The 20,131-nt window shown below is 65.3% G+C and carries 22 protein-coding genes; 8 read left to right on the top strand and 14 right to left on the bottom strand.

What is annotated here, in order from left to right; genetic code table 11:
* Positions 1-9: 9 nt before the first annotated feature.
* From QA643_RS06055 to QA643_RS06040, 4 genes are read right to left on the bottom strand one after another with little or no spacing between them, the layout of a single operon-like run.
* Positions 10-312: a transcriptional regulator gene (locus QA643_RS06055; protein WP_283032290.1), complete on the bottom strand. Its 303-nt coding sequence runs from the start codon at positions 310-312 to the stop codon at positions 10-12.
* Positions 313-316: 4 nt separating this feature from the next.
* Positions 317-868, bottom strand: a complete 552-nt coding sequence (locus tag QA643_RS06050; RefSeq protein ID WP_283032289.1) for a hypothetical protein — start codon at positions 866-868, stop codon at positions 317-319.
* Positions 865-1,389 (bottom strand): DUF2306 domain-containing protein, encoded by a 525-nt coding sequence (locus tag QA643_RS06045; RefSeq protein ID WP_283032288.1) that lies wholly within the window; start codon positions 1,387-1,389, stop codon positions 865-867. Before QA643_RS06045 ends, QA643_RS06050 begins: the two co-directional genes overlap by 4 nt.
* 2 nt (positions 1,390-1,391) lie before the next feature.
* Entirely contained in the window at positions 1,392-2,396 is a 1,005-nt protein-coding gene (locus tag QA643_RS06040) for an alpha/beta hydrolase (protein ID WP_283032287.1), read from the bottom strand.
* A gap of 134 nt (positions 2,397-2,530) precedes the next feature.
* Here QA643_RS06040 and xseA point away from each other — a divergent pair, with 134 nt between their 5' ends.
* Positions 2,531-4,141: an exodeoxyribonuclease VII large subunit gene (gene xseA / locus QA643_RS06035; protein WP_283032286.1), complete on the top strand. Its 1,611-nt coding sequence runs from the start codon at positions 2,531-2,533 to the stop codon at positions 4,139-4,141.
* Here the strand turns inward: xseA and QA643_RS06030 are convergent, their stop codons facing one another.
* On the bottom strand, positions 4,142-4,981 hold the full coding sequence (locus tag QA643_RS06030; protein WP_283032285.1) for a dienelactone hydrolase family protein: 840 nt from the start codon (positions 4,979-4,981) through the stop codon (positions 4,142-4,144).
* A 187-nt stretch (positions 4,982-5,168) separates the two neighbouring features.
* Between QA643_RS06030 and QA643_RS06025 the strand changes: the two genes are divergently transcribed.
* Positions 5,169-5,390 carry a DUF2093 domain-containing protein gene (locus tag QA643_RS06025; protein WP_283032284.1) on the top strand — a complete coding sequence of 74 codons (222 nt, stop codon included), beginning with the start codon at positions 5,169-5,171 and terminating at the stop codon, positions 5,388-5,390.
* Here the strand turns inward: QA643_RS06025 and lpxK are convergent.
* From lpxK to QA643_RS05995, 6 genes are all read right to left on the bottom strand, one after another.
* Complete coding sequence (lpxK, locus tag QA643_RS06020) at positions 5,387-6,388, bottom strand: tetraacyldisaccharide 4'-kinase (RefSeq protein ID WP_283032283.1); 1,002 nt, start codon at positions 6,386-6,388, stop codon at positions 5,387-5,389. The genes QA643_RS06025 and lpxK overlap by 4 nt on opposite strands.
* Positions 6,381-7,715, bottom strand: coding sequence for a 3-deoxy-D-manno-octulosonic acid transferase (locus QA643_RS06015; RefSeq protein ID WP_283032282.1), 1,335 nt, complete (start codon positions 7,713-7,715; stop codon positions 6,381-6,383). The genes lpxK and QA643_RS06015 overlap by 8 nt, the downstream gene beginning before the upstream one ends.
* A complete protein-coding gene (locus QA643_RS06010; protein WP_283032281.1) occupies positions 7,678-8,391 on the bottom strand; it encodes a lysophospholipid acyltransferase family protein in 714 nt (237 codons plus the stop codon). The genes QA643_RS06015 and QA643_RS06010 overlap by 38 nt, the downstream gene beginning before the upstream one ends.
* A gap of 5 nt (positions 8,392-8,396) precedes the next feature.
* Positions 8,397-8,636 (bottom strand): DUF4170 domain-containing protein, encoded by a 240-nt coding sequence (locus QA643_RS06005; protein WP_283032280.1) that lies wholly within the window; start codon positions 8,634-8,636, stop codon positions 8,397-8,399.
* 94 nt (positions 8,637-8,730) lie between these two features.
* The gene (locus QA643_RS06000) at positions 8,731-9,540 is read right to left on the bottom strand and encodes a 3'(2'),5'-bisphosphate nucleotidase CysQ (RefSeq protein WP_283032279.1); all 810 of its coding nucleotides are present in this window, start codon (positions 9,538-9,540) and stop codon (positions 8,731-8,733) included.
* Positions 9,527-10,927, bottom strand: a complete 1,401-nt coding sequence (locus tag QA643_RS05995) for a TldD/PmbA family protein (RefSeq protein ID WP_283032278.1) — start codon at positions 10,925-10,927, stop codon at positions 9,527-9,529. Before QA643_RS05995 ends, QA643_RS06000 begins: the two co-directional genes overlap by 14 nt.
* Positions 10,928-11,213: 286 nt before the next feature.
* Between QA643_RS05995 and QA643_RS05990 the strand changes: the two genes are divergently transcribed.
* Positions 11,214-11,738, top strand: a complete 525-nt coding sequence (locus QA643_RS05990; protein ID WP_283032277.1) for a DUF6101 family protein — start codon at positions 11,214-11,216, stop codon at positions 11,736-11,738.
* A gap of 111 nt (positions 11,739-11,849) precedes the next feature.
* Here the strand turns inward: QA643_RS05990 and QA643_RS05985 are convergent, their stop codons facing one another.
* The 3 genes from QA643_RS05985 to QA643_RS05975 all read right to left on the bottom strand — a co-directional run bounded on the left by QA643_RS05985 (position 11,850) and on the right by QA643_RS05975 (position 14,871).
* Positions 11,850-12,962 (bottom strand): IS30 family transposase, encoded by a 1,113-nt coding sequence (locus tag QA643_RS05985; protein WP_283032276.1) that lies wholly within the window; start codon positions 12,960-12,962, stop codon positions 11,850-11,852.
* Positions 12,963-13,286: 324 nt separating this feature from the next.
* Complete coding sequence (ubiA, locus tag QA643_RS05980; protein WP_283032275.1) at positions 13,287-14,216, bottom strand: 4-hydroxybenzoate octaprenyltransferase; 930 nt, start codon at positions 14,214-14,216, stop codon at positions 13,287-13,289.
* 10 nt (positions 14,217-14,226) lie between these two features.
* A complete protein-coding gene (locus QA643_RS05975; protein ID WP_283032274.1) occupies positions 14,227-14,871 on the bottom strand; it encodes a hypothetical protein in 645 nt (214 codons plus the stop codon).
* A gap of 206 nt (positions 14,872-15,077) precedes the next feature.
* Between QA643_RS05975 and QA643_RS05970 the strand changes: the two genes are divergently transcribed.
* The 5 genes from QA643_RS05970 to QA643_RS05950 all read left to right on the top strand — a co-directional run bounded on the left by QA643_RS05970 (position 15,078) and on the right by QA643_RS05950 (position 20,102).
* Positions 15,078-15,821 carry a 16S rRNA (uracil(1498)-N(3))-methyltransferase gene (locus QA643_RS05970; protein ID WP_283032273.1) on the top strand — a complete coding sequence of 248 codons (744 nt, stop codon included), beginning with the start codon at positions 15,078-15,080 and terminating at the stop codon, positions 15,819-15,821.
* Between the two features lie 179 nt (positions 15,822-16,000).
* The gene (locus QA643_RS05965) at positions 16,001-17,173 is read left to right on the top strand and encodes an ATP phosphoribosyltransferase regulatory subunit (RefSeq protein WP_283032272.1); all 1,173 of its coding nucleotides are present in this window, start codon (positions 16,001-16,003) and stop codon (positions 17,171-17,173) included.
* Positions 17,170-18,147 carry an ATP phosphoribosyltransferase gene (hisG, locus tag QA643_RS05960; RefSeq protein WP_283032271.1) on the top strand — a complete coding sequence of 326 codons (978 nt, stop codon included), beginning with the start codon at positions 17,170-17,172 and terminating at the stop codon, positions 18,145-18,147. Before QA643_RS05965 ends, hisG begins: the two co-directional genes overlap by 4 nt.
* Before the next feature lie 75 nt (positions 18,148-18,222).
* On the top strand, positions 18,223-19,263 hold the full coding sequence (locus QA643_RS05955) for a glycosyltransferase family 2 protein (protein ID WP_283032270.1): 1,041 nt from the start codon (positions 18,223-18,225) through the stop codon (positions 19,261-19,263).
* Positions 19,260-20,102 carry a ChbG/HpnK family deacetylase gene (locus QA643_RS05950; protein ID WP_283032269.1) on the top strand — a complete coding sequence of 281 codons (843 nt, stop codon included), beginning with the start codon at positions 19,260-19,262 and terminating at the stop codon, positions 20,100-20,102. Before QA643_RS05955 ends, QA643_RS05950 begins: the two co-directional genes overlap by 4 nt.
* Positions 20,103-20,131: the final 29 nt, after the last annotated feature.

Genomic DNA, 20,131 nt, shown 5'->3' with positions numbered 1-20,131 from the left:
TGGCGGTCGCTATTTGGCGCCGGAAGCGGCGATGATCTCCTGCAGCGTCGCAACATGGCGGGCGAAAGCAGCCCGCCCGGCGGCGGTCGCGGTTACCGTGGTCTGCGGCTTCTTGCCGACAAAGGCCTTTTCCACGGCAACATAGCCCGCCTTCGACAGGGTCTCGATATGGGCGCCGAGATTGCCGTCGGTGGCCCCGGTCAGCTTCTTCAGCCGGGCGAATTCCAGCCCGATCGTACCCGGCAGGGCGTTGAGCGCCGCCATGATCTTCAGCCGCAGCGGCTGATGAATGATGTCGTCGAGTTCTGCCATCGCTTCAGATCCGACGCATCCAGAGGCCGCCCGCGATCAACCCGCCGCCATGCACTACTGCCATCCACAACAGGTACGCGGCGCCGGCATAGTAGTAGCCGAGCAATGCCAACGCGCTCGTGCAGATCGCAATCACGATGAAGGCGTAACCGAACCATAGGCCAGCGATTGCATAAAACAGCATCCCATAAAGCGCCCAGAACACGGTCATTTGGCGCGAGCCGAAATGACCGAGCACCATCGAGCAGAAGACGCCAAATGCGACGATCAGCAGGAAGGTGGCCAATGAACGGATCGGAAAACGAGGCGTGCCGGAACGCCGATTGATGAAGATGCCCATGACGGTGGTGATCACGACACCCAGGAGATTGAAGACCGTCCAGATCGCGTAGCCCTGACGCGGCCAGGTGTAGACGGCGATGTACGCCGCAAACAGCACCACGCCCCAGGTGACAATGATGAGGCTTGCGATCTGATAGATCCGCGACTGGCGGACTCGCTGAACCACGTCGTTGATATCGTCCAGTGCGGCGCTTGCCTGCTTACTGTCGATCATGATGATGGCGCCCCGCTCTGCCCGGCCAGTTCAGCGGAAAGCGGTGGCGCTTCCGGCAGCGGGCGATACTTCCCGATCAGAATGTACGCGATCGTCATCGTCACAACCGACAAGATCAGCGCTGTCAATCCGATCTGCTCCCGCGTGGTCGCCGGCAGCACCCGCACCGCGATGTTGATCGCCAGTGCAGATATCGGCGAAACATAGGACCATGCGATGAAATTATAATGGGTCATCCGCCAATTCGCCGGGCGCGGTGTGCGCAACAGCGGAACGATCGCCAGCACGATCAAGACGAAGTTCACGATCGCGGCGACGTGGAACGGGCTGAAGTGGCCGCTGAACCGGTAGACCAGCATCGCCGCGCCGTCGGCGACCAGCATGGCGTAGACATAGAAGTAGCCGCGCGCCCGGTGGCCCGCGCCGCGCTTGGGACGCAGGAACTGGACCAACCCCGCCGCAATGCACAGCAGCGCCAGTGCGGCGTGGATTGCGCCTGGAAGCGTCAAATGCCCGATCATGATCAGCTCCCCGCTGCGCCGCGCGTGGCGACATCATCGGCAATCGCTGCGATTGCCTTCGGCGCCGAGACGATGGCCATGTGGTTGATGCCGTCGATCAACTTGACGTCGACCGAGGGCGCCACCGCGTGGACGGCTTCGGCATATTTGCCCGCGAGCATCAATTCGTCGTCCGCGCCAGCGAAGATGGTGACCGGCCGCGTCGCAGTCGCGAGATCGGTGCGGTAGCCGCGCGTCGTGAAATTGCGCATCAGGCGGAACGAATAGGTCGTCGCCACGAATCGCTCGGAATTCGGCGGCACGGCGAAGGCCAGTACCGGCAGGGCCTCGCAGCAATCAACCCCAAGCCGCCGCAGCGCCGCGAGCGCGATAAGACGCGGAATGTCGACATTGACCCAGCCGCCGGCATTCGGACGATTGACCGGCGCGTCATAGCCGAGATAGGGCGCGATCAGCACGGTGCGCGCGAACAGACTCTGCATCGGCGAACCCGCCGCGCGCAGCGCGAAGGCGCCGCCGGAGGAATGGCCGAGCAGCGTCAGCGGCTCTGATGGCGCGGTCTTGCGGACGTGCGCCACAAGGTCAGCGAGATCGTCGTCGAGCTGACCGAAATAGCCGATATCGCCGCGCGTGCCGGAGCCGCCATGGCCGCGAATGTCAGGTGCCCAGGTCGCAACGCCGCGCGCGGCGAGCGCATCCGCCAGCGCGTGGACCGCGACGCTCGACCCGGACGAGCCGTGCACGAGGATGGCGATACGCCCGCTGGCCGGCCCGCGCGCCGGATAGTGGCGATAGGCGAGTTCGGTACCATCGCGGGCGGAGAAGCGTTGCAGGGCCGGCATAGTGCTGCGGTCGACGGCGCGCACGGTCTGCGAGATTGACTGCAGTTCCGGCGGTCGCTGGAGCGGCCAGGCCAGCATCGCGAGCACGACCAGCGCCAGCCCGCCGATCAGGCACAGCGCCCATTTCAGGGCCCTCAGGCCGCCCCGCACCAGCCGTTCCAACATGGCCAATTCCCTCAGCTTCGCCTCGGCACAGAGAACTCTATAATACAGAGTTCTCGGCAAAGCAAGCCGGGCTGGCGCAGGCGGCTGAAATCCTTAATTTGCGAACACAGCCCAAACACCCGAATCGATTTGTGATGCCCGCTGAACCGCTTGCCAACGCGCCCGAATTCACCGTCTCGGAGCTCTCCTCCGCCTTGAAGCGGACGGTGGAGGACCGCTTTGGTCATGTCCGCGTCCGCGGCGAGATCTCCGGCTTCCGGGGTCCGCACTCCTCGGGGCACTGCTATTTCGCGCTCAAGGACGAGAGCGCCAAGATCGAGGCGGTGGTCTGGAAATTCGTCCACGCCCGGATGCGCTTCAAGCCGCAGGAAGGGCTCGAGGTCATCGCTACCGGCAAGCTCACGACCTATCCGAACTCTTCAAAATACCAGATCGTCATCGACCAGCTCGAGCCGGCCGGCATCGGCGCGCTGATGGCGCTGATGGAGGAGCGTAAGAAGAAGCTCGCTGCCGAGGGCCTGTTCGACGAGGCGCGCAAGCAGCTGCTGCCCTGGCTGCCGGAAGTGATCGGCGTGGTTACCTCGCCGACCGGCGCGGTGATTCGCGACATCCTGCACCGCCTGCGGGACCGGTTTCCCCGCCGCGTGCTGGTGTGGCCGGTGAAGGTGCAGGGCGAAGGCTCGGCCGAGCAGGTCGCCGCCGCCATCCGCGGCTTCAATGCGCTGCCGGAAGGCGGGCGCATCCCGCGGCCCGATCTGTTGATCGTCGCGCGCGGCGGCGGCTCGCTGGAAGATCTATGGTCGTTCAACGAGGAAATCGTGGTTCGCGCTGCCGCGGACAGCGTGATCCCGCTGATCTCCGCCGTCGGCCATGAGACCGACATCACGTTGATCGATTTCGCCGCCGACAAGCGCGCGCCGACGCCGACGGCCGCCGCCGAAATGGCCGTTCCGGTGCGCAGCGAATTGTTCGCCGAGGTCGAGAGCCTCGCACGACGCACGATGCTGTGCTGGCAGCGCGGCCAGGAGAGCCGTCGCAATGAATTGCGCGCCGCCGCCCGTGCGCTGCCGAGCCTGAGCGAACTGCTCGCGATCCCCCGGCAGCGGCTCGACCACCTCGGCGCCGCCCTGCCCCGCGGTCTGAAGGCCAATACCCACGCCCATCACCGCCGGTTCTCGCAAGTAAGCGCCGGGCTGACGCTGAGGGTGCTGCATGGGCAGGTCGCGCAGGCCAACCACCGCCTCACCGTAGCTGGCGAACGCATCCGCCTCTCCGCCCGCGCCCTGCTGCGCCACCGGCGCGAACGCTTCATGGGGCTCGAGGTCAGGCTCAAGGCCTCGAAGCTCTCCAACGCCCAGGCGCAGCGCAACACCATTGCGCGCGAGCGCGAACGAACCCAGCGGCTGGCTGAGCGTGCCCGCCGCGCGCTTCTGACCACCCTGCAGCGGTTCGACGCACGCGTCACCCATTGCGGCCAGTTGTTGTCGGCGCTGTCCTATCGCGGCGTGCTAGCCCGCGGCTTTGCGCTGGTCCGCGACGAGCACGGCCGCGCCGTCCATGCCGCCGCCGCGGTCGGACCGAGCGAACGTCTGTCGATCGAATTCGCCGACGGCAATGTCGGCGCTACCGCCGATGCGGACCGCCCGGCCGCAACGGCAAGTCCCGCCAAATCAGCGACGCGCGAGGCCAAGCCGGCGGCGCCGAAGCGCGTATCGAAGCCGGTCGATCAGGGCAGCCTTTTTTGATCAGCGCGCCAGCCACTCGGTGACGCGCTCCTGCGCGTCCTTGCGCGCCTCTGCATCGGTGCCGATGTGACCGCGTTCGGGCAGTGAGGCGTCTGCGCCTGCGATCGCCCGCAGCGGAAGGTTGGCACGGTCGAAATCATGGGCTGCGCCGGGATAGACGATGATCCGCGCCAGCGCGCTGCGGCCTCTTGCTCCGTCCACCACCTGGCGGCAGGCCGACGGCGAACTGACGTCGTCCTTGGCGCCGATCAGCAGCAGCGTCGGCACGCGCGTGCTCCAGCCTAGGCCGGATGAGATCCGGCAATCCGGATAGAATGCGATCGCCGAGCGGAAGTCCGGCTCAGTGCTGCGCACCAGCGACTGCGGGCGCACCGCCCACAACACCGCGCTGGCGCCATTGGCCCATCCGATCAGGCTGATGCGGTCCCGCGCGACCCAGGGCTGCTGCAGCAGCCATTGCCGCGACGCATTGACGTCGGCCACCCGCTCGCGGCGGGCCAGCACGCGGCGCTCCTTCATGTTCACGCGGCATTGCGGGCCGAGCTCACGCGAGCCATAGCTGTCCGGCAGCAGCACGGCATGGCCGGTCTTTAGCAACTGCTCCGCCCAGTCACGATAGCGCGGCAGCACCGGCTCCGACTGCGCTCCCAGACCCCCGCAGCCGTGGAGCGCGATCACGGTGGGAAACGGTCCCAGGCCGTCAGGTTTGTAGAGCTGCGCGTGCAAGGTCAGGCTGACCGCGGGAATATCGACCTGCTGGGGCGCCGGCAAAGGCGCGGCACCTGCCGTGCAGGGCACCGCGAGGAGCGTCAGGGATAGCGCTACCGACGAGAAACGCATGTTTGGGCCGGATTGTTGTGGCACCGCGGGCACAGTGAATTTGAGGCTATCATGCACCCCAGCACAAAATCATCACAAGTCGGTGGGTTTCCAGGGCGGACAGCACGACCTATTTATGATAGATCGCATTTTTGAAAATACACCTTAAGGCCAACCCGCGCGGGGCGGCCGATCGGAGAGTTTGACGGTGCTCAACAAGTTCGGTCCCTCGGGCCATGGCGAAGCGCAGGTGCAGTATCTCGATGGCGATTTTCGCGTGATCTCGCCCGGAACCTATGTGCGTTGCGCGATCACCGACGTGCGGATTCCGCTCGACGAATTGAAATACTGGAGCGTCGACCTGCAGGAGGCCTATTCGGTCCCGAGCGCGGTGCTGCAGCGGCATTTTCCCGGTGCGCTGAAGGGCTAGGGCTCCTTCCTCTCGCGCGCCTTGAACAATCGGTCGGCAACGAACTTCCGTAACTGCACTGGCTCGTCAAACTCTAGCGTCACCGCAAACGGCACGATTGGCTCCGCCACATCGCGCAGCCGCGCCAGATCCTTTTCGGTCGTCACCAGCGTCAGTCCGTCGCGTTTGGCCTCGGCGATCAGGCTTTCGATTTCGACTTGCGAATACGGATGATGATCGGCGAAAGCCTGCTCCCTGGCGACGTCGATTTTGCTGGCGCGTAGCGTATTGAAGAATCGTGTGGGATCGCCGATGCCGGCGAAGGCGAGCACACGCCGGCCGCGAAGCTGCGCCACCACGGCCTGATCCGGCACCAGATGCGCGCGGAGCACCGGCTTGCCTTGAGCTGCAATCTCGGCCGCCACCGCGGCGGCGGCGGTGCCATCGCCGACGATGATCAGTGCATCGGTACGCGCGAGTTGCGGCCGCAGCGGCGCGCGCAGCGGGCCTGCCGGGAATATTTGCCCATTGCCAATGCCGCGCTCGCTGTCGATCACGATCAGGGAGGCGTCCTTGACAATCGACGGGTTCTGGAAGCCATCGTCCATCAGGATCACCGTCGCGCCTCGCGACCGCGCCAGCGGCACGCCGTCCGCGCGCTTGCGCGAGACGACCACCGGCAAATGGACCGCCAGCATCAAGGGTTCATCGCCGACATCGGAAGCCCTATGCCTGCCCGGATCGACCCTGACCGGCCCGCGCAATTCGCCGCCATAGCCACGGCTCAGCACGACCGGCGTCTCGCCGAGCTCGCGCAGCAGTTTTGCCAGCGCCAGCACGGTCGGGGTCTTGCCGGCGCCGCCGACATGATAATTGCCGACGCAGAGCACGGGAATGCCGGCGTTCAATCCCCGGTGCTGCAGGCGTCTCGCGGCGATGACGCCGTAGAGCGCACCGAGCGGCTTCAATAGATGCGAGTTGAGCGAAGCGGGGCCGTGCCAGAAGCCCGGCTCACGCATTGGCGGCTCCCATCTCGATCCGCAATTGCAACAGATACGGCTCCAGCGCGGAGAGCGTCCGCTCCAGCGCGCCGCCGAGCTGCCCGACCACGCGTTCGGAGGCGGCGAGTACGGCCTCGCGCGCCCTGGGATCGGCGAGCATCTGCCCAAACTGCTTCACCAGCGCGTCCGGCGTATCGGCCCGCCGCGCGCCGCCGGCCTGGTCGAGCGCGTCATAGACGTCGGTGAAGTTGAAAACGTGCGGCCCGTGCACGACAGAGGCGCCGAGCTTGATCGCCTCGATCGGGTTCTGCCCGCCATGCTCGACCAGCGAGCCGCCCATGAACACGATCGGCGCGAGCCGGTAGAACAGCCCGAGTTCGCCCATGGTGTCGGCGACATAGATGTCGGTCGTGGCGGTCGGCAGTTCCTCGCGCGAGCGCAGGCTGGGATTAAGGCCGGAGGCGGCGATCATGCGGGCGATGGCCTCGCCGCGGTCGGGATGCCGCGGCACGATCACGGTCAGCAGCCCCGGAAAGAATCCGGAGAGCGTCCGGTGGGTCTCGGTCAGGATCTCTTCCTCGCCGGGATGCGTCGAGGCCGCGACCACGACCGGACGGCCGCGCGTCATCGACATCAGCATATCGAGCTTGTTGCCGTCGGCCGGCGGGGCGGGAACATCGAGCTTGAGGTTTCCCGTGACAACTACGTTGGCACAGCCGAGCGTCCTGAAGCGGTCCGCATCGGTCTGCGACTGCGCCAGGCAAACGTCGAACTTGTCGAGCAGCGCCGAGATGGTGCCCTGCACCCGCTGCCAACGCGGAAACGAGCGCTGCGACATCCGCCCGTTGATCAGCACCATCGGCAGCCGCCGCGCCGCGCTCGACAGGATCAGGTTCGGCCACAGGTCGGATTCGATGAACAATGCGAGCGAAGGCCGCCAGTGATCGAGGAAGCGCGCGACGTAACGCGGCGAGTCGTAGGGCACGTATTGATGGATGACATCAGGTGGAAAGCGCTTGGCGACGATCGCCGCCGACGTCACCGTACCCGAGGTCAACAGGATGCGCAGATTGAGCGCGCGCAGCCGCTCGATCAGCGCCGCCGCCGCCAGCACCTCGCCGACACTGGCGCCGTGGATCCACACCAGGGGCCCCGCGGGGCGCGCATCGGTGCTCAGGCCGCGGCGTTCGCCGATCCTTGCGGGATCTTCCTTGCCGAGTTTCAGCCGCCGACTGATCACCGCAGGCGACAACGGCACCATCGCGGACGACAGTTTCCGGTAGACGCGCAGCGTCATCGGCAGCGTGTTAGCCAAGAGCGGCCTCCGGACGACCGACCGCCGCATAGGCGCGGCGAGTCGCTTCGTTCAGTAAAGCTTCTACCTTAAGCCGCAGCTTTTCCATAGTTTCGGCGTCGGCGTCGGGCGGTACAAATATATGCTCAATGCCAACCAGCGCACCGCGCCCAAATGGCAAATTGATGGTGGTAGAGTCCCAGTTCTTCAACCGGATGAACCGGCTTGTGACCATCGCAAAAGGCATGATCGGCCGGCCTGATTCGCGCGCCAGCATGATGACGCCGAGCCCCACCACCCGCGCGCGCTTCGGCACGTCGGCCGTGGTCGCGACGTTCCAGCCGTCCTCCAGCGCCTGCACCATCTCGCGGAAGGCGCCGACGCCGCCCTTGCGGTGAAACGCGCCGCCATGATCGCCGGAGCCTCGGATGGTTCCAATGCCAAGCCGCTCGGCGGCAATCGCATTGAATTCGCCGTCGCGGTGCCGCGATATCAGGACCTTGGCGCGGTAGCTGTCCTTGGTCTTGATGAACGGCGTCATGAAGTGCTGGCCGTGCCAGAACGCGAAGATCGCCGGCATTTCCGGCTCGACCTGCTCATAGATGTCGGCCGGCTCATAGCTGAAGCGACTGGTCAGCCAGACCAGCCGCAGATACTCGGCCGCAAGCACACCCAGCGCGCGCTGAACGAACGTGCTGCGCAGCAAATCGCGAAGGAGACGTTTCAACTGGATTACTTCGCGTCTTGACCTGGATCGAGCAGCCGGTGGAGGTGGACCACGAAATAGCGCATGTGGGCGTTGTCCACGGTCTGCTGCGCCTTCGCCTTCCAGGCCGCGAGGGCGGATGCGTAATTGGGATAGACGCCGACGATGTCGACCTGGTCGAGGTCCTTGAACGTGACGTGTTCGAGATCGGTCAGCTCGCCGCCGATGACGAGATGCAGCAATTGCTGCGGGGCATTATCTGGCATGGTGGTCTTTCCTAACGAAATGCCCGGCAAGCAGGAGCGATACGATGAATCGCGGTATGAACGGGATGGATTTGTGGCACGGATTTCGACCTAATCAGGGCAACCGATGATCCCGGAAATGCTCGACAATACGTGCATGCCGATCGTGCCCCGCCGCCACCAGTACCCCGTGCATCACCTCCCGGCGATTGTACTCAATCGTATCCCCCGAGAGCGCGGTCATTCTACCATTCGCTTCCTGCACGATCAAATTCGCCGCGGCAAGATCCCAATCGCGGCTCTGGCCGCCCGCAAAAGCAGCATCGAGGCTGCCATCCGCGACCCGGCACAGCCTAAGCGCCAGCGATCCGATTCGCGGATGCAGCGTGATGTCGCCCGGCGAGGTGCTCAGCCGCTGCACCAGCGGCTTCGGCCCGGCCATGCGGGAAAAATCGAGCTCCGTTCCCGCGGTGGCACGCACCGGCTTTTCGTTATGCGTGGTGCCCTGCCCGCGCACCGCGAAGAAGAATTCGTCGCTGACCGGGGCGAACACGGCCGCGAGCACCGGCGTCGACCCCGCAACCAGCGCCACGCTCACGCACCAGTCCTCGCGATGGGCGAGATAGGCCCGGGTGCCGTCGATCGGATCGACGATCCAGCATAGCTTCTTGCCGAGGCGGGAATCGTCGTCGACGCTCTCCTCCGACAACCAGCCATAATCCGGCGTCGCCGCGCGCAGCCGCCGTTCCACGAGATTGTTGACGGCGATGTCGGCCTCGGAGACCGGCGATGAAGCGCCTTTGGTCCAGTTCTTTAGGTCAGTGCGAAACAGCGACAGCGCCAGCGCGCCGGCCTCGCGCACGGTATCGCGCAGCAGTGCCGCGTCGCGCAGCCAGAGCTTTTCGGCAGTATTAACGTCCGCCAAGCGTTAGGCCCTCGATACGCAGCGTCGGCGCATTGACGCCGTAGCGGAACTCCAGGTCGTTGGCAGGAACCAGCGATTTGAACATCGCCAGCAAATGTCCAGCGATGGTCACCTCGCTGACGGGATAGGTGATCTCGCCATTCTCGATCCAGAAGCCGGAGGCGCCGCGGCTGTAGTCGCCGGTGACGCCGTTAACACCGGAACCGATCAGGTCGGTGACGTAAAAGCCCTGCTTGATGTCGGAGATCAGTTCCTTCGGCGTCATCGCACCGGGTTCGAGATGCAGATTATACGACCCCGGCGAGGGCGAAGACGAGACGCCGCGATGGGCGTGGCCGGTCGTGACCAGCCCGAGCTCGCGCGCGGTGGCGCAATCGAGCAGCCACGTGGTCAGCACGCCTTCGTCGATCAGTGCGTGCTTCTTCACCTTGACGCCCTCGGCATCGAAGGTCTGCGAGCGCAGGCCGCGCACGCGAAGCGGATCGTCGATAATGCGGATGTCCTTGGCGAATAGCTGCTCGCCCATCCGGTCCTTCAGAAAGCTCGTCTTGCGCGCGATCGAGGCGCCGTTGATGGCGCCGACGAGATGGCCGACGATCGACCCCGCGACGCGGGGGTCGTATACGACAGGCACCTTGCAGGTTTCTACCTTGCGCGGATTGGCGCGTGCCACGGTGCGCTCCCCTGCCCGGCGGCCGACGCTTTCGGGCGAATCGAGGTCGGAGGCGTGCGGCGCGGAAGTGAAATCGTAATCGCGCTCCATGCCGGTGCCTTCGCCTGATATCGCGGTCATCGAGATGCCGTGGCTGGAGCGCAGATAGGAACCATGGAAGCCGGTCGAGGTCACCAGCACCATGCCGCCGATACCGCTCGATGCGGACGCGCCGCCCGACTTGGTCACACCCTTGACCGCCAGGCCCGCGGCCTCCGCCTCGCAGGCGCGGCGCTCCAGTTCGGCCGTATCAGGAACAGTACGGTCGAGCAGGTCGAGATCGGCGAACTCACGCGCCAGCAGCGATGGATCGGCGAGGCCGACATATTTGTCGTCAGGCGCGACGCGGGCCATCGCGACTGCCCGCTCGGCGAGCTTGGCGATGCCATCACCGGAAATGTCATTGGTCGAGACCACCGCCTGGCGCTGGCCGACCAGCACCCGCAGGCCGACATCGTCGCCCTCCGATCGCTCGGATTCCTCGACCCGGCCGTCCCGCACCTCGACCCCTTGCGAGACGCCGCGCACCGCAACCGCATCGGCGGCATCCGCGCCGGCGCGCCGGGCAGCCTCGACCAGGCGCTGCGCCAACGTCGACAGCGCCGATTGATCGAACAGGGCGGAGGTGTCAGGTGCCTTTGAAGGCGATGACGTCGTGGATGGTGAAGAGTTCACAAACAAAGTCCCTGACATTGAGGGGAGCGGGAACGCAAATCGACAAGGCCATCAGATGTGCCTGATTCACAGGGAGTTCAAGCATTTTGCGCCGCCAAATGCCAAACAATTTCGGCATTTGCGCAAGGTCTCGTCAATCATGCGCGCCAAGGTCTTGTCAATCATGCGGGCAGATGGAGGGCGGGTGACGTCTCCTTAACCAGGCTTTTTAAGGCGGAACGGAAACGCTTCCGCTAAGGTCTCGCGTATCGACCGGGAACATAATCCCGGCGGGGAGATGAGAGCCGTGAGGCGTCAAACAGCAACAAGCGGGATCAATCCCGCCGGGTCGAGCCGCGCACTGCGGCTCGACCCTCTTTCTCTGCCGCTCAGCTTCCATGCGCACGACACCCGCGCAGACGGTGGCGTGCGGAAGATCGAGCTTCATCGCGAACGCGTGGTGCTGCACCGTGCCGTGCTCGGCATGCGGATGGCGATCAACGTCCGCGTCAGCGACTTTCTCGGCGTCGCCCTCCGCGGTCTCGACGAGGCGCAGATGCTGGTGCTGGCGCATCGCGACCCCTCGCTGAACATTCCCCTGTGCGTGAGCTCCGATCACGAGGAGATCGCCACCGCCTGGCAGATGTGGAGCGACATCCTCGCGCTGCCGCTGCTGACCGAAAGCGACGACCACGAACCGGCCGCCCGCCGCCGCCGCCACAACGCGATCCGCGCCCGCCGCTCGAAATTCCTGATGCGCCGCCGGCTCGGCAATTTCGACAATACCGAGACCGTTCACCGCGACGAACGCGAGATCATCGCGCGAGATTAGGTTTGCCTCGTCATTGCGAGCGCAGCGAAGCAAATCCACGTCTCGGCTCGGGGATGAATGGATTGCTTCGCGGCGCTCGCAATGACGTGGAGAGCGCCGCACACTCTATTGTCATCCCCGCGAAAGCGGGGAGATGGATTCACGTTTGAAGTGCAACGGTTGATTTGAGGAGCGAGAATGCCTCGGCTGGCGTTCTGAAGTCGAGGCATTTTCGCGGAGTTTCATTGTAAGCCTGGACGATCTAGCGATCTGGCGCCTTGAGAGATCGGCAAGGTTGGTCTTTCGAGGCAATCGTCGTCTGAGTCTGCCGATGGCGTTTTCGACGCCGCCCTTCTGCCAGGGTGAGTGGGGGTCGCAGAAGTAGGTCTGCAAGTCGAGGTGCTCGGTCAGCCGATAATGGAGCGCAAACTCCGTTCCATTGTCGATGGTGAGGGTTTTGCGCAGCGCCGAGGGGATTGGCTCAAGCAGCTTGGCAAGACGCTTGGATGTCCGTTCGGCTTTGCGGTCGGGTGGGTGATCGAGGATGGTGTAGCGTGACTGACGCTCGTGGGTGACAAGCAGGCCCTGACCGTATTTGGCGAACAGCATGAAGTCGGCTTCCCAATGGCCCGGCGTGGCGCGATCGGCGGCATCGCAGGCTCGCTCACTGATGGAGCGGCGGAACTTGATGGCACTGGCGGCGCTGCCGCCGCGTTTGCCGAGGCGTCCGCGCCGGGATTTGCGTTGAGGCAGCAAGCGATGCCAGTAATCCTTTTGTGCCGAGCGATGATAGACGAAGCGGTAGATTGACTCGTGGCTGACGACGGTGTGACCGTGTTGGCGCGTCAGCCGGCCAGCGATCTGTTCGGGAGAGTGTCCCATCGCAAGGCGGTCTTTCACCAGATCTTGCAGGGCCGGCTGGCGCGCCAGCTTGAAGCGGCCATCCCAGCGCCTTCGGCGTTCGGCCAGTTTCTGGGCCCTCACAGGGTCATATCCGCCCGACCACGCTTTGGTGGCCAAGCTGTTACGCCCGATCTCCCGGCTGATTGTCGACACGGCCCGTCCCAGGGTGCGGGCTATCATTTGCATCGATTCTCCGGCTGCACATAGCCGATAAATCTCGATCCGCTCTTCAAGGCTGAGCTGGCCGTAACATTGTCCCATCGCAGCAACACCATAGCAGGTGTTGCACTTGTTCTGTGAACCCAGGGGATCCAGTACGCCGCGGCTTCTCGGTTGAACCACTGCCGTCTCTGGAATACTGGTCACCCGCCTGCGCGGGTGACGACAACTGGGTATGAGGCGGCAATCTCGCGACATGGATTGCCCGAGGCTCGCTGAAACTTTCCCGCCCTCTTCAGAATGGAAGCGGAATATTTCTGATTTTCAGCAATTATTGGCTTTGACGGCATTTCCGAAGATCGGAAGTGATTTGCCCGTCGGGCAGTCACATTGACGGTGTTGTAGGGTGGGCAAAGCGCAAGCGTGCCCACCATCAAGGCTCGTGCTCGTTGAGCGATGGTGGGCACGTCGCTTGCGCTCCTTTGCCCACCCTACCAGACCTGCGAGCTACGCGCGCATCACCGCATCAACCAATAGCCCTGCAAACAGCAGCAGCCCGGCATCGCGGTTGGACCTGAACAGGCGCAGGCACAGCGCGGGATTGCTGATATCCAATCGCTTGATCTGCCAGACGAGATGCGCGGCGAACGCCACCAGCCCGATCCAGGCCGGCCAGCGCACGCCGCCGAGCACGAATGCTGCGCCGATCAGCGCCACCGCGAGCGGATAAAACACCGAAAGCGCGAGATGCGTACGCTCGCCGAACAGGCGCGCGGTCGACTTGACGCCGATCAGCGCGTCGTCCTCGGCGTCCTGATGCGCGTAGATCGTATCATACCCGATGACCCAGGCGATCGAGCCGGCATAGAGCACGAGCGCGGTCAGGTCGATGCGCCCGAGCGTGACGGCAAATCCCATCAGCGCGCCCCACGAGAAGGCAAGGCCCAGCACGACCTGCGGCCACCAGGTGATGCGCTTCATGAAGGGATAGATCGCGACGATGACGAGCGAGGCGATGCCGGTCAGGATGGCGAAGCGGTTGAACTGCAGGAGTACGGCAAGGCCGATCAGCGCCTGCAGCACCAGGAAGACGAAGGCCTGCGTTACGGTCACCTGCCCGGCCGGCAGCGGCCGCGAGCGCGTGCGCTCGACCTTGGCGTCGAGATCGCGGTCGGTGATGTCGTTCCAGGTGCAGCCGGCGCCGCGCATGACGAAGGCGCCGATGAAGAACAGCGCGACGACGAGCGGCAATGACGAGACGTCGCGCGCGATACCGGCGGCCAGCGCCGCCGACCACCAGCACGGCATCAACAGCAGCCACGATCCGATCGGGCGATCGAAACGGGAAAGCCGCAGGTAAGGCCGCGACCAGGCCGGCGCGTGCGTGTCGACCCAGTTGCCGGTCGCATCGGCAACGCGGGCGGTCACGTCGCTCATCGGAGGGGGATCATCGCTGGAGAACGTTGCCGTTCAGCGTATCGAAGGTGCTGCCGCCCTTCTTGACCGTCTGCGCCTCGGGCATCGCCGCCGACGAGCCGAGCACTTCGCTGAGGCTGGGTCCGGCCGGACCGCGCGCAGCGGCCTGCTGCGCCACGTTACACACCTGGGTTTGCATCTTCTCGGTGTTCTTGTGGCCGTTCCGGAGCTGGTCGGCGATCTGTGGCGGAATTCCGCATTTGGCCGAGTTGGTCTCGACATATTTGATCATCTTCATTTCGGCCGCGCCGAAATTCTTGATCAGCTTGCAGGCTTCATCCGGCGGCGCCTTGCGATCGCTCGCGGCCTTGATCAGCTTGCCGCGTTTTTCGGCTTCCTCGCGCAGCGGGACGAAGCCCTTCATGCAGGCGTCGGCTGCACCGCTGGCCTGCGGCGGCGGTCCGCTGAATCCCTGGGAAACCGGGGCAGCGCCTTGTGAGGGGAACGCCGACGGCGCGCCGACCGTGGCCGACGGCGCTGCGCCATTCACCGGCGGAAACGGCGAGGCGCTCTGCTGGTTGGGCAACGGCGCCGGAAACGCACCTTGTGCAAATACGTGGCCCGCGGAAACGATCATGGCGGCAGCGGTCAGCGGCACAATCAGGCGGCGGATCATCAAAGGTTTTCTCCAGCGAGGTCCAGGCAAGCCCAACGTCTTCAAAAAACGAAGCAGATTTGCGGAGGGCTTTTTACGATTCCTGCCGCCCGTTAACAACCCGTTGATTGGGGCGGGAGCACGGCGCAGCGCCCCCGGAAAGTCAAAAATAGCGCTCGGATTCGAGCGCTTTAGGCTAAAAGCGCCCCGGAAACGGAACTAAAGCCATGCCCGAGTTCGATTTTAACGCCGCTCGCCTGTTCGTCGATGCCCCCTTGAACGAGGGAGCGAAAATCGCGCTGGAGCGCAACCAGAGCAACTATCTCGGCAACGTGCTGCGGCTCTCGGCCGGCGATCACGTCCTGGTGTTCAACGGCCGCGATGGCGAATGGCGCGCGGCGATCGAGGGCCGCAAGCGCGCGGATGGCCTTGTGATCATCGCACAGACGCGGCCGCAGGATCGCCTGCCCGACATTGCCTATGTCTTCGCGCCGCTGAAGCACGCCCGGCTCGACTACATGGTGCAGAAGGCGGTCGAGATGGGCGCCTCACGCCTGCAGCCGGTGCTGACGCGGCACACCCAGGTCTCGCGGGTCAACAGCGAGCGGATGCGCGCCAATGTCATCGAGGCCGCCGAGCAATGCGGCATCCTCAGCCTTGCCGAGGTCGATGAGCCGATCGCGCTCGACCGCTTTCTCGGCCAGCGCGGGGCCGCGCGGCTGCTGGTGTTCTGCGACGAGACGGGCGACGTGGCCGCCCCCGTGCCGGCGCTGCAGGCGGCGCAGGCGGCCGCGGGGATCGATGTCTTGATCGGCCCGGAAGGCGGGTTTGCGGAGGAAGAACGGGCGTTGCTGTTGCGACAGCCGAACACGCTGCGGCTGTCCCTCGGCCCCCGCATCCTGCGCGCCGACACCGCCGGCGTCGCCGCGCTGGCGCTGGTGCAGGCGGCCCTGGGAGATTGGCGTAGGTAGTGCGCGGAGCGACCGCCCGGGCGTCCGGGCCCGGCCACCCGCCATTAATTCAGTTGCCCGATCCCTGTCGAAACGCTGGCCGGGCCATGCTAAGGGCTGCGCCAGCGGCCCCCCGGAACTACCGGGGGAACCCAAAACCAACCCTTAAGAACCCGGTTTTTCCGGATTTTGGACCAAAGATGACTGCGACCGCCGCCTCCCCTGGTGCTGCCGGGTCCGCCGCCTGGGCGGACGCGCTGCTATTGTCGTTTGCCCAAGGCGGTTATGTGCAGGCGCACCCGGCCATCCTGCAGCCGGCGGAGCCGTTCCTCGATCTCTCCGGCGAGGACATCCGCAAGAGCCTTTACCTGACCACCGACGCCTCCGGCGAGGAGCTGTGCCTGCGGCCGGACCTCACCATTCCGGTGGCGCGCGACTATCTGGCCTCGCCCAGCGCGGGGAAGCCGGCCGGCTTTTCCTATCTCGGGCCGGTGTTCCGCTATCGCGGCGGCCGCCCCAGCGAATTTTTGCAGGCCGGCATCGAATCGTTCGGCCGGCAGGACCGCGCCGCGGCGGATGCCGAAATGCTGGCGTTGGCGCTGGAGGCGACCGCCGCCTTTGGCGTCAGGGACGTCGAAGTCCGCACCGGCGACGTCGCGCTGTTCAATGCGCTGATCGATGCGCTCGATCTCTATCCGGTATGGCGGCGGCGGCTGATCAAGGATTTCAACCGCAAGGTCAGCCTCACTGAGGACATCGAGCGGCTGACGCTCGCAACCGCGCCCGGCCGCAACGAATATGAGGGCGTGCTGGCCGCGCTCGCCGGCTCCGACCGCAAGGCGGCACTGGCGCTGGTCGCCGACCTGATGTCGATCGCCGGCACCACCAATGTCGGCGGACGAACGGTTGCCGAAATCGCCGATCGCTTCCTCGAACAATCGACGCTGAAGGCGGGCGCGCTGCCGCGCGATGCGCTCGACATCATCAAGCGCTTCCTCGCCATCGCCGGCGATCCCAACGAATCGGCCAAACAACTGCGCGCGCTGGCTTCCGACGCCAAGCTCGATCTCGACGCCGCGATCGATCAGCTCGAAAGCCGCATCGGCTTGATGGCCGCGCGCGGCGTCGACACCAAGATGACGCGGTTCTCCACCTCGTTCGGCCGCGGCCTCGATTACTACACCGGCTTCGAATTCGAGCTGCATGGCAAGGGTAAAGGCAACGGCGCCGAGCCGCTGATGGGCGGCGGGCGCTACGACGGACTGATGACGCAGCTCGGCTCGCCGACGCCGATTCCGGCGGTCGGCTTCTCGGTGTGGATCGAGGCGCTGACAGAGCTTGGCCAGTCCAGCGCGCAAGGGAGCGCCGCATGACCGCTCCCTTCGTTCTCGCCGTTCCCTCAAAAGGCCGCCTGCAGGAAAATGCCGAGGCGTTCTTCTCCCGCGCCGGGCTCACGCTGGCCAAGCCGCGCGGTGCGCGCGACTATCGCGGCACCATTGCCGGCGTCGATAATGTCGAGATCGCCTATCTCTCGGCGAGCGAGATCGCTTCGCAGCTCGCGCGCGGGATGGTGCATCTCGGCGTCACCGGCGAGGATCTCTTGCGCGAAAGCATCGTCGACGCCGACAAGCGCGTGCTCTTGATCGACAATCTCGGCTTCGGCAGCGCCAATGTCGTGGTCGCGGTGCCGCAGGCCTGGATCGACGTCCGCACCATGGCCGATCTCGACGACGTCACCACCGGCTTCCGCGCCCAGCATAACCGGCGGATGCGGGTCGCGACCAAATACATCAACCTGACGCGGAGCTTCTTTGCCTCCCACGGCGTGGTCGATTACCGCATCGTGGAGAGCGCCGGCGCCACCGAAGGCGCGCCCGCCGTCGGCACCGCCGAGCTGATCGTCGACATCACCACGACCGGCGCAACGCTCGCTGCCAACGGGCTAAAAGTGCTCGACGATGGCGTCATCCTGCGCAGCCAGGCCAACCTCGTCGCCTCGCGCGACGCTGATTGGTCGACGGAGGCGCGCGAGACCGCGCGCGTCATCCTCGACCACATCGCAGCAAGGGCTCGCGCCGCCAAATTCCGCGAAGTCCGCACCCGCTTTGCCGGCTGCAACGACAAGCTGTTGGCGGAGGCGCACAACCGCTTCGGCGTGGTGGCGCCGTTCGGCGGGCCGACCTCGTCGGGCATGCTCACGCTGCACTGCCCGCCGATGCACCTCTACGCGCTCGGCAGCTTCCTGCGCGAGCACGGCGCCGACACGGTCTCGATCGCCTCGCTGGACTACGTGTTCGACCGCGAAAACCCGTTATTTGCCAAGCTCGAGGCGTTCTTGCGGCAATAAGGCTGCCGTTTCGTTCATCGTTGCGACAGCCTCCAGCAGGTAGCATATACGGTTGGATAATCTGGGACCTGTTCGATGACGCTTGGCTCTGACGTTTCCCGCCTCACGACGGCCGCAGCCAGCGCCGCGGCGAAAGGCCTGTCGATTGTCGTGCCGGTCTACAATGAGGCGGCGGGCCTCGCCATGCTGCACGAGCGGCTGATCGGCCTCGCCCGCACGCTGATGGCGCGCTACGGGCTTGCGACCGAGGTCGTCTATATCGACGACGGCAGCGCCGACAACACGCTGGCGATCGCACGCACGCTCAAGGCCGACGGGCTCGACGTCCAGGTGGTATCGCTGTCACGCAATTTCGGCAAGGAAGCGGCGCTGATGGCCGGGCTCGACCACGCCCGCCGCGGCGCGGTGCTGTTCATGGACGGCGACGGCCAGCATCCGCCGAGCCTGGTCGAAAAGCTGGTCTCGCACTGGATCGATGACGGCTACGACGTCGTCTACACGGCGAAGGCGCATCGCGACAATGAATCGGCCACGCGCCGGCTTGCGGTGCACAGCTTCTACGCGCTGATCAACTGGGGCGCACGGCAGAAGATCCCGGAAGACGCCGGCGACTTCCGCCTGTTGTCGCCGCGCGCGGCGACCGCGCTGCGCCAGCTTCCCGAGCGCAACCGCTTCTTCAAGGGCCTGTCGAACTGGATCGGCTTCCGCCAGATCCGCGTCGACTACGAGCCGGCGCCGCGCGCGCATGGCGTCACCACCTTCAGCCCGGGCCGGCTGATCGGCCTGTCGATCGAGGGACTGACGTCGTTCTCGGTGGCGCCGCTGCGCTTTGCCAGCCTGCTCGGCGTGCTGCTCGCGCTCACCGCTTTCATCTTCGGCCTGACCATTCTCTGGGAGGTCTTGACCACCGGCAAGCAGGTCCCCGGCTATCCCTCGCTGATGATCGGGTTGATGACGATCGGCGGCGTGCAGCTCATCATGATCGGCATCGTCGGCGAATATATCGGCAAGATCCTCTCCGAATTGAAGGCGCGGCCGATCTACTTTGTCGCCGAGCATACCGAAAAGCGCGCCGACGGCGAGGCTGCGGCCAGCGAACGGACCGCCGCCGAATGAAGGACGACGCACTGCGCCGGATCTGGCTGTGCGCCGACGATTACGGGCTGGCCGAGGGCGTCAACCGCGCGATCCGCGAGCTGATTTCGCGAGGCCGCCTCAACGCCACCTCTGTCATGGTGGTGGGCCCGGCGATCGGCCGCGCCGAGATCACGGCCTTGCAGGAGGCGGCGGCGGCGAGCCCGCGCTGCGCCATCGGATTGCACACGACGCTGACCGCGCCGTTTCGTCCGCTGACAATGCATTTCCGCCCGCTCGATGGCGGCCTGTTTCTGCCGTTTCCGAACCTGTTGCGGTCGGGCCTGCTGCGCCGGCTCGAGCCTGAAATGATCGAAGACGAAGTGCTGGCGCAGCTTGCGGCGTTCAAGGAGCTGTTCGGCCGCGCGCCCGATTTTGTCGATGGCCACCAGCACGCGCAGCTCTTCCCGCAGGTCCGCGACGGCTTTTTACGCGCGGTGAAAGAGGCGGCGCCCGCCGCCTGGATACGCCAGTGCGGCCGCGGCAGGCCGCTCGCCAAACGGCTCGGCGCGCCCAAGGCGCTGGTGCTCGACATGCTCAGCGCGCAATTCCGCAAGCGCGCCGCCGATGCCGGCATCGCATTCAATCCCGCTTTCGACGGGGCTTATGATTTTTCAAAGCAGTCCAATTTCGGCGCGCTGATGTCCGAGTTTCTGGAAGGGCTGCCGGATGACGGGCTCGTGATGTGCCATCCCGGCTTTGTCGACGAGACGCTACAAAGCCTCGATCCTCTCACCACCCAGCGCGAGGCGGAACACGCCTATCTCGCCGGTGACCAATTTCCGGCATTGCTGGCGGCGAATAAAGTTACATTGAGCTGACAAGACGCGACAAATGCGCCCGGCGTTTT

Origin of the sequence: Bradyrhizobium sp. CB3481, assembly GCF_029714305.1 — a bacterium.
Classification (GTDB): domain Bacteria; phylum Pseudomonadota; class Alphaproteobacteria; order Rhizobiales; family Xanthobacteraceae; genus Bradyrhizobium.
Note: the sequence above shows the minus strand (reverse complement) of the source record. Positions and strands in the feature narration are given on the sequence as shown.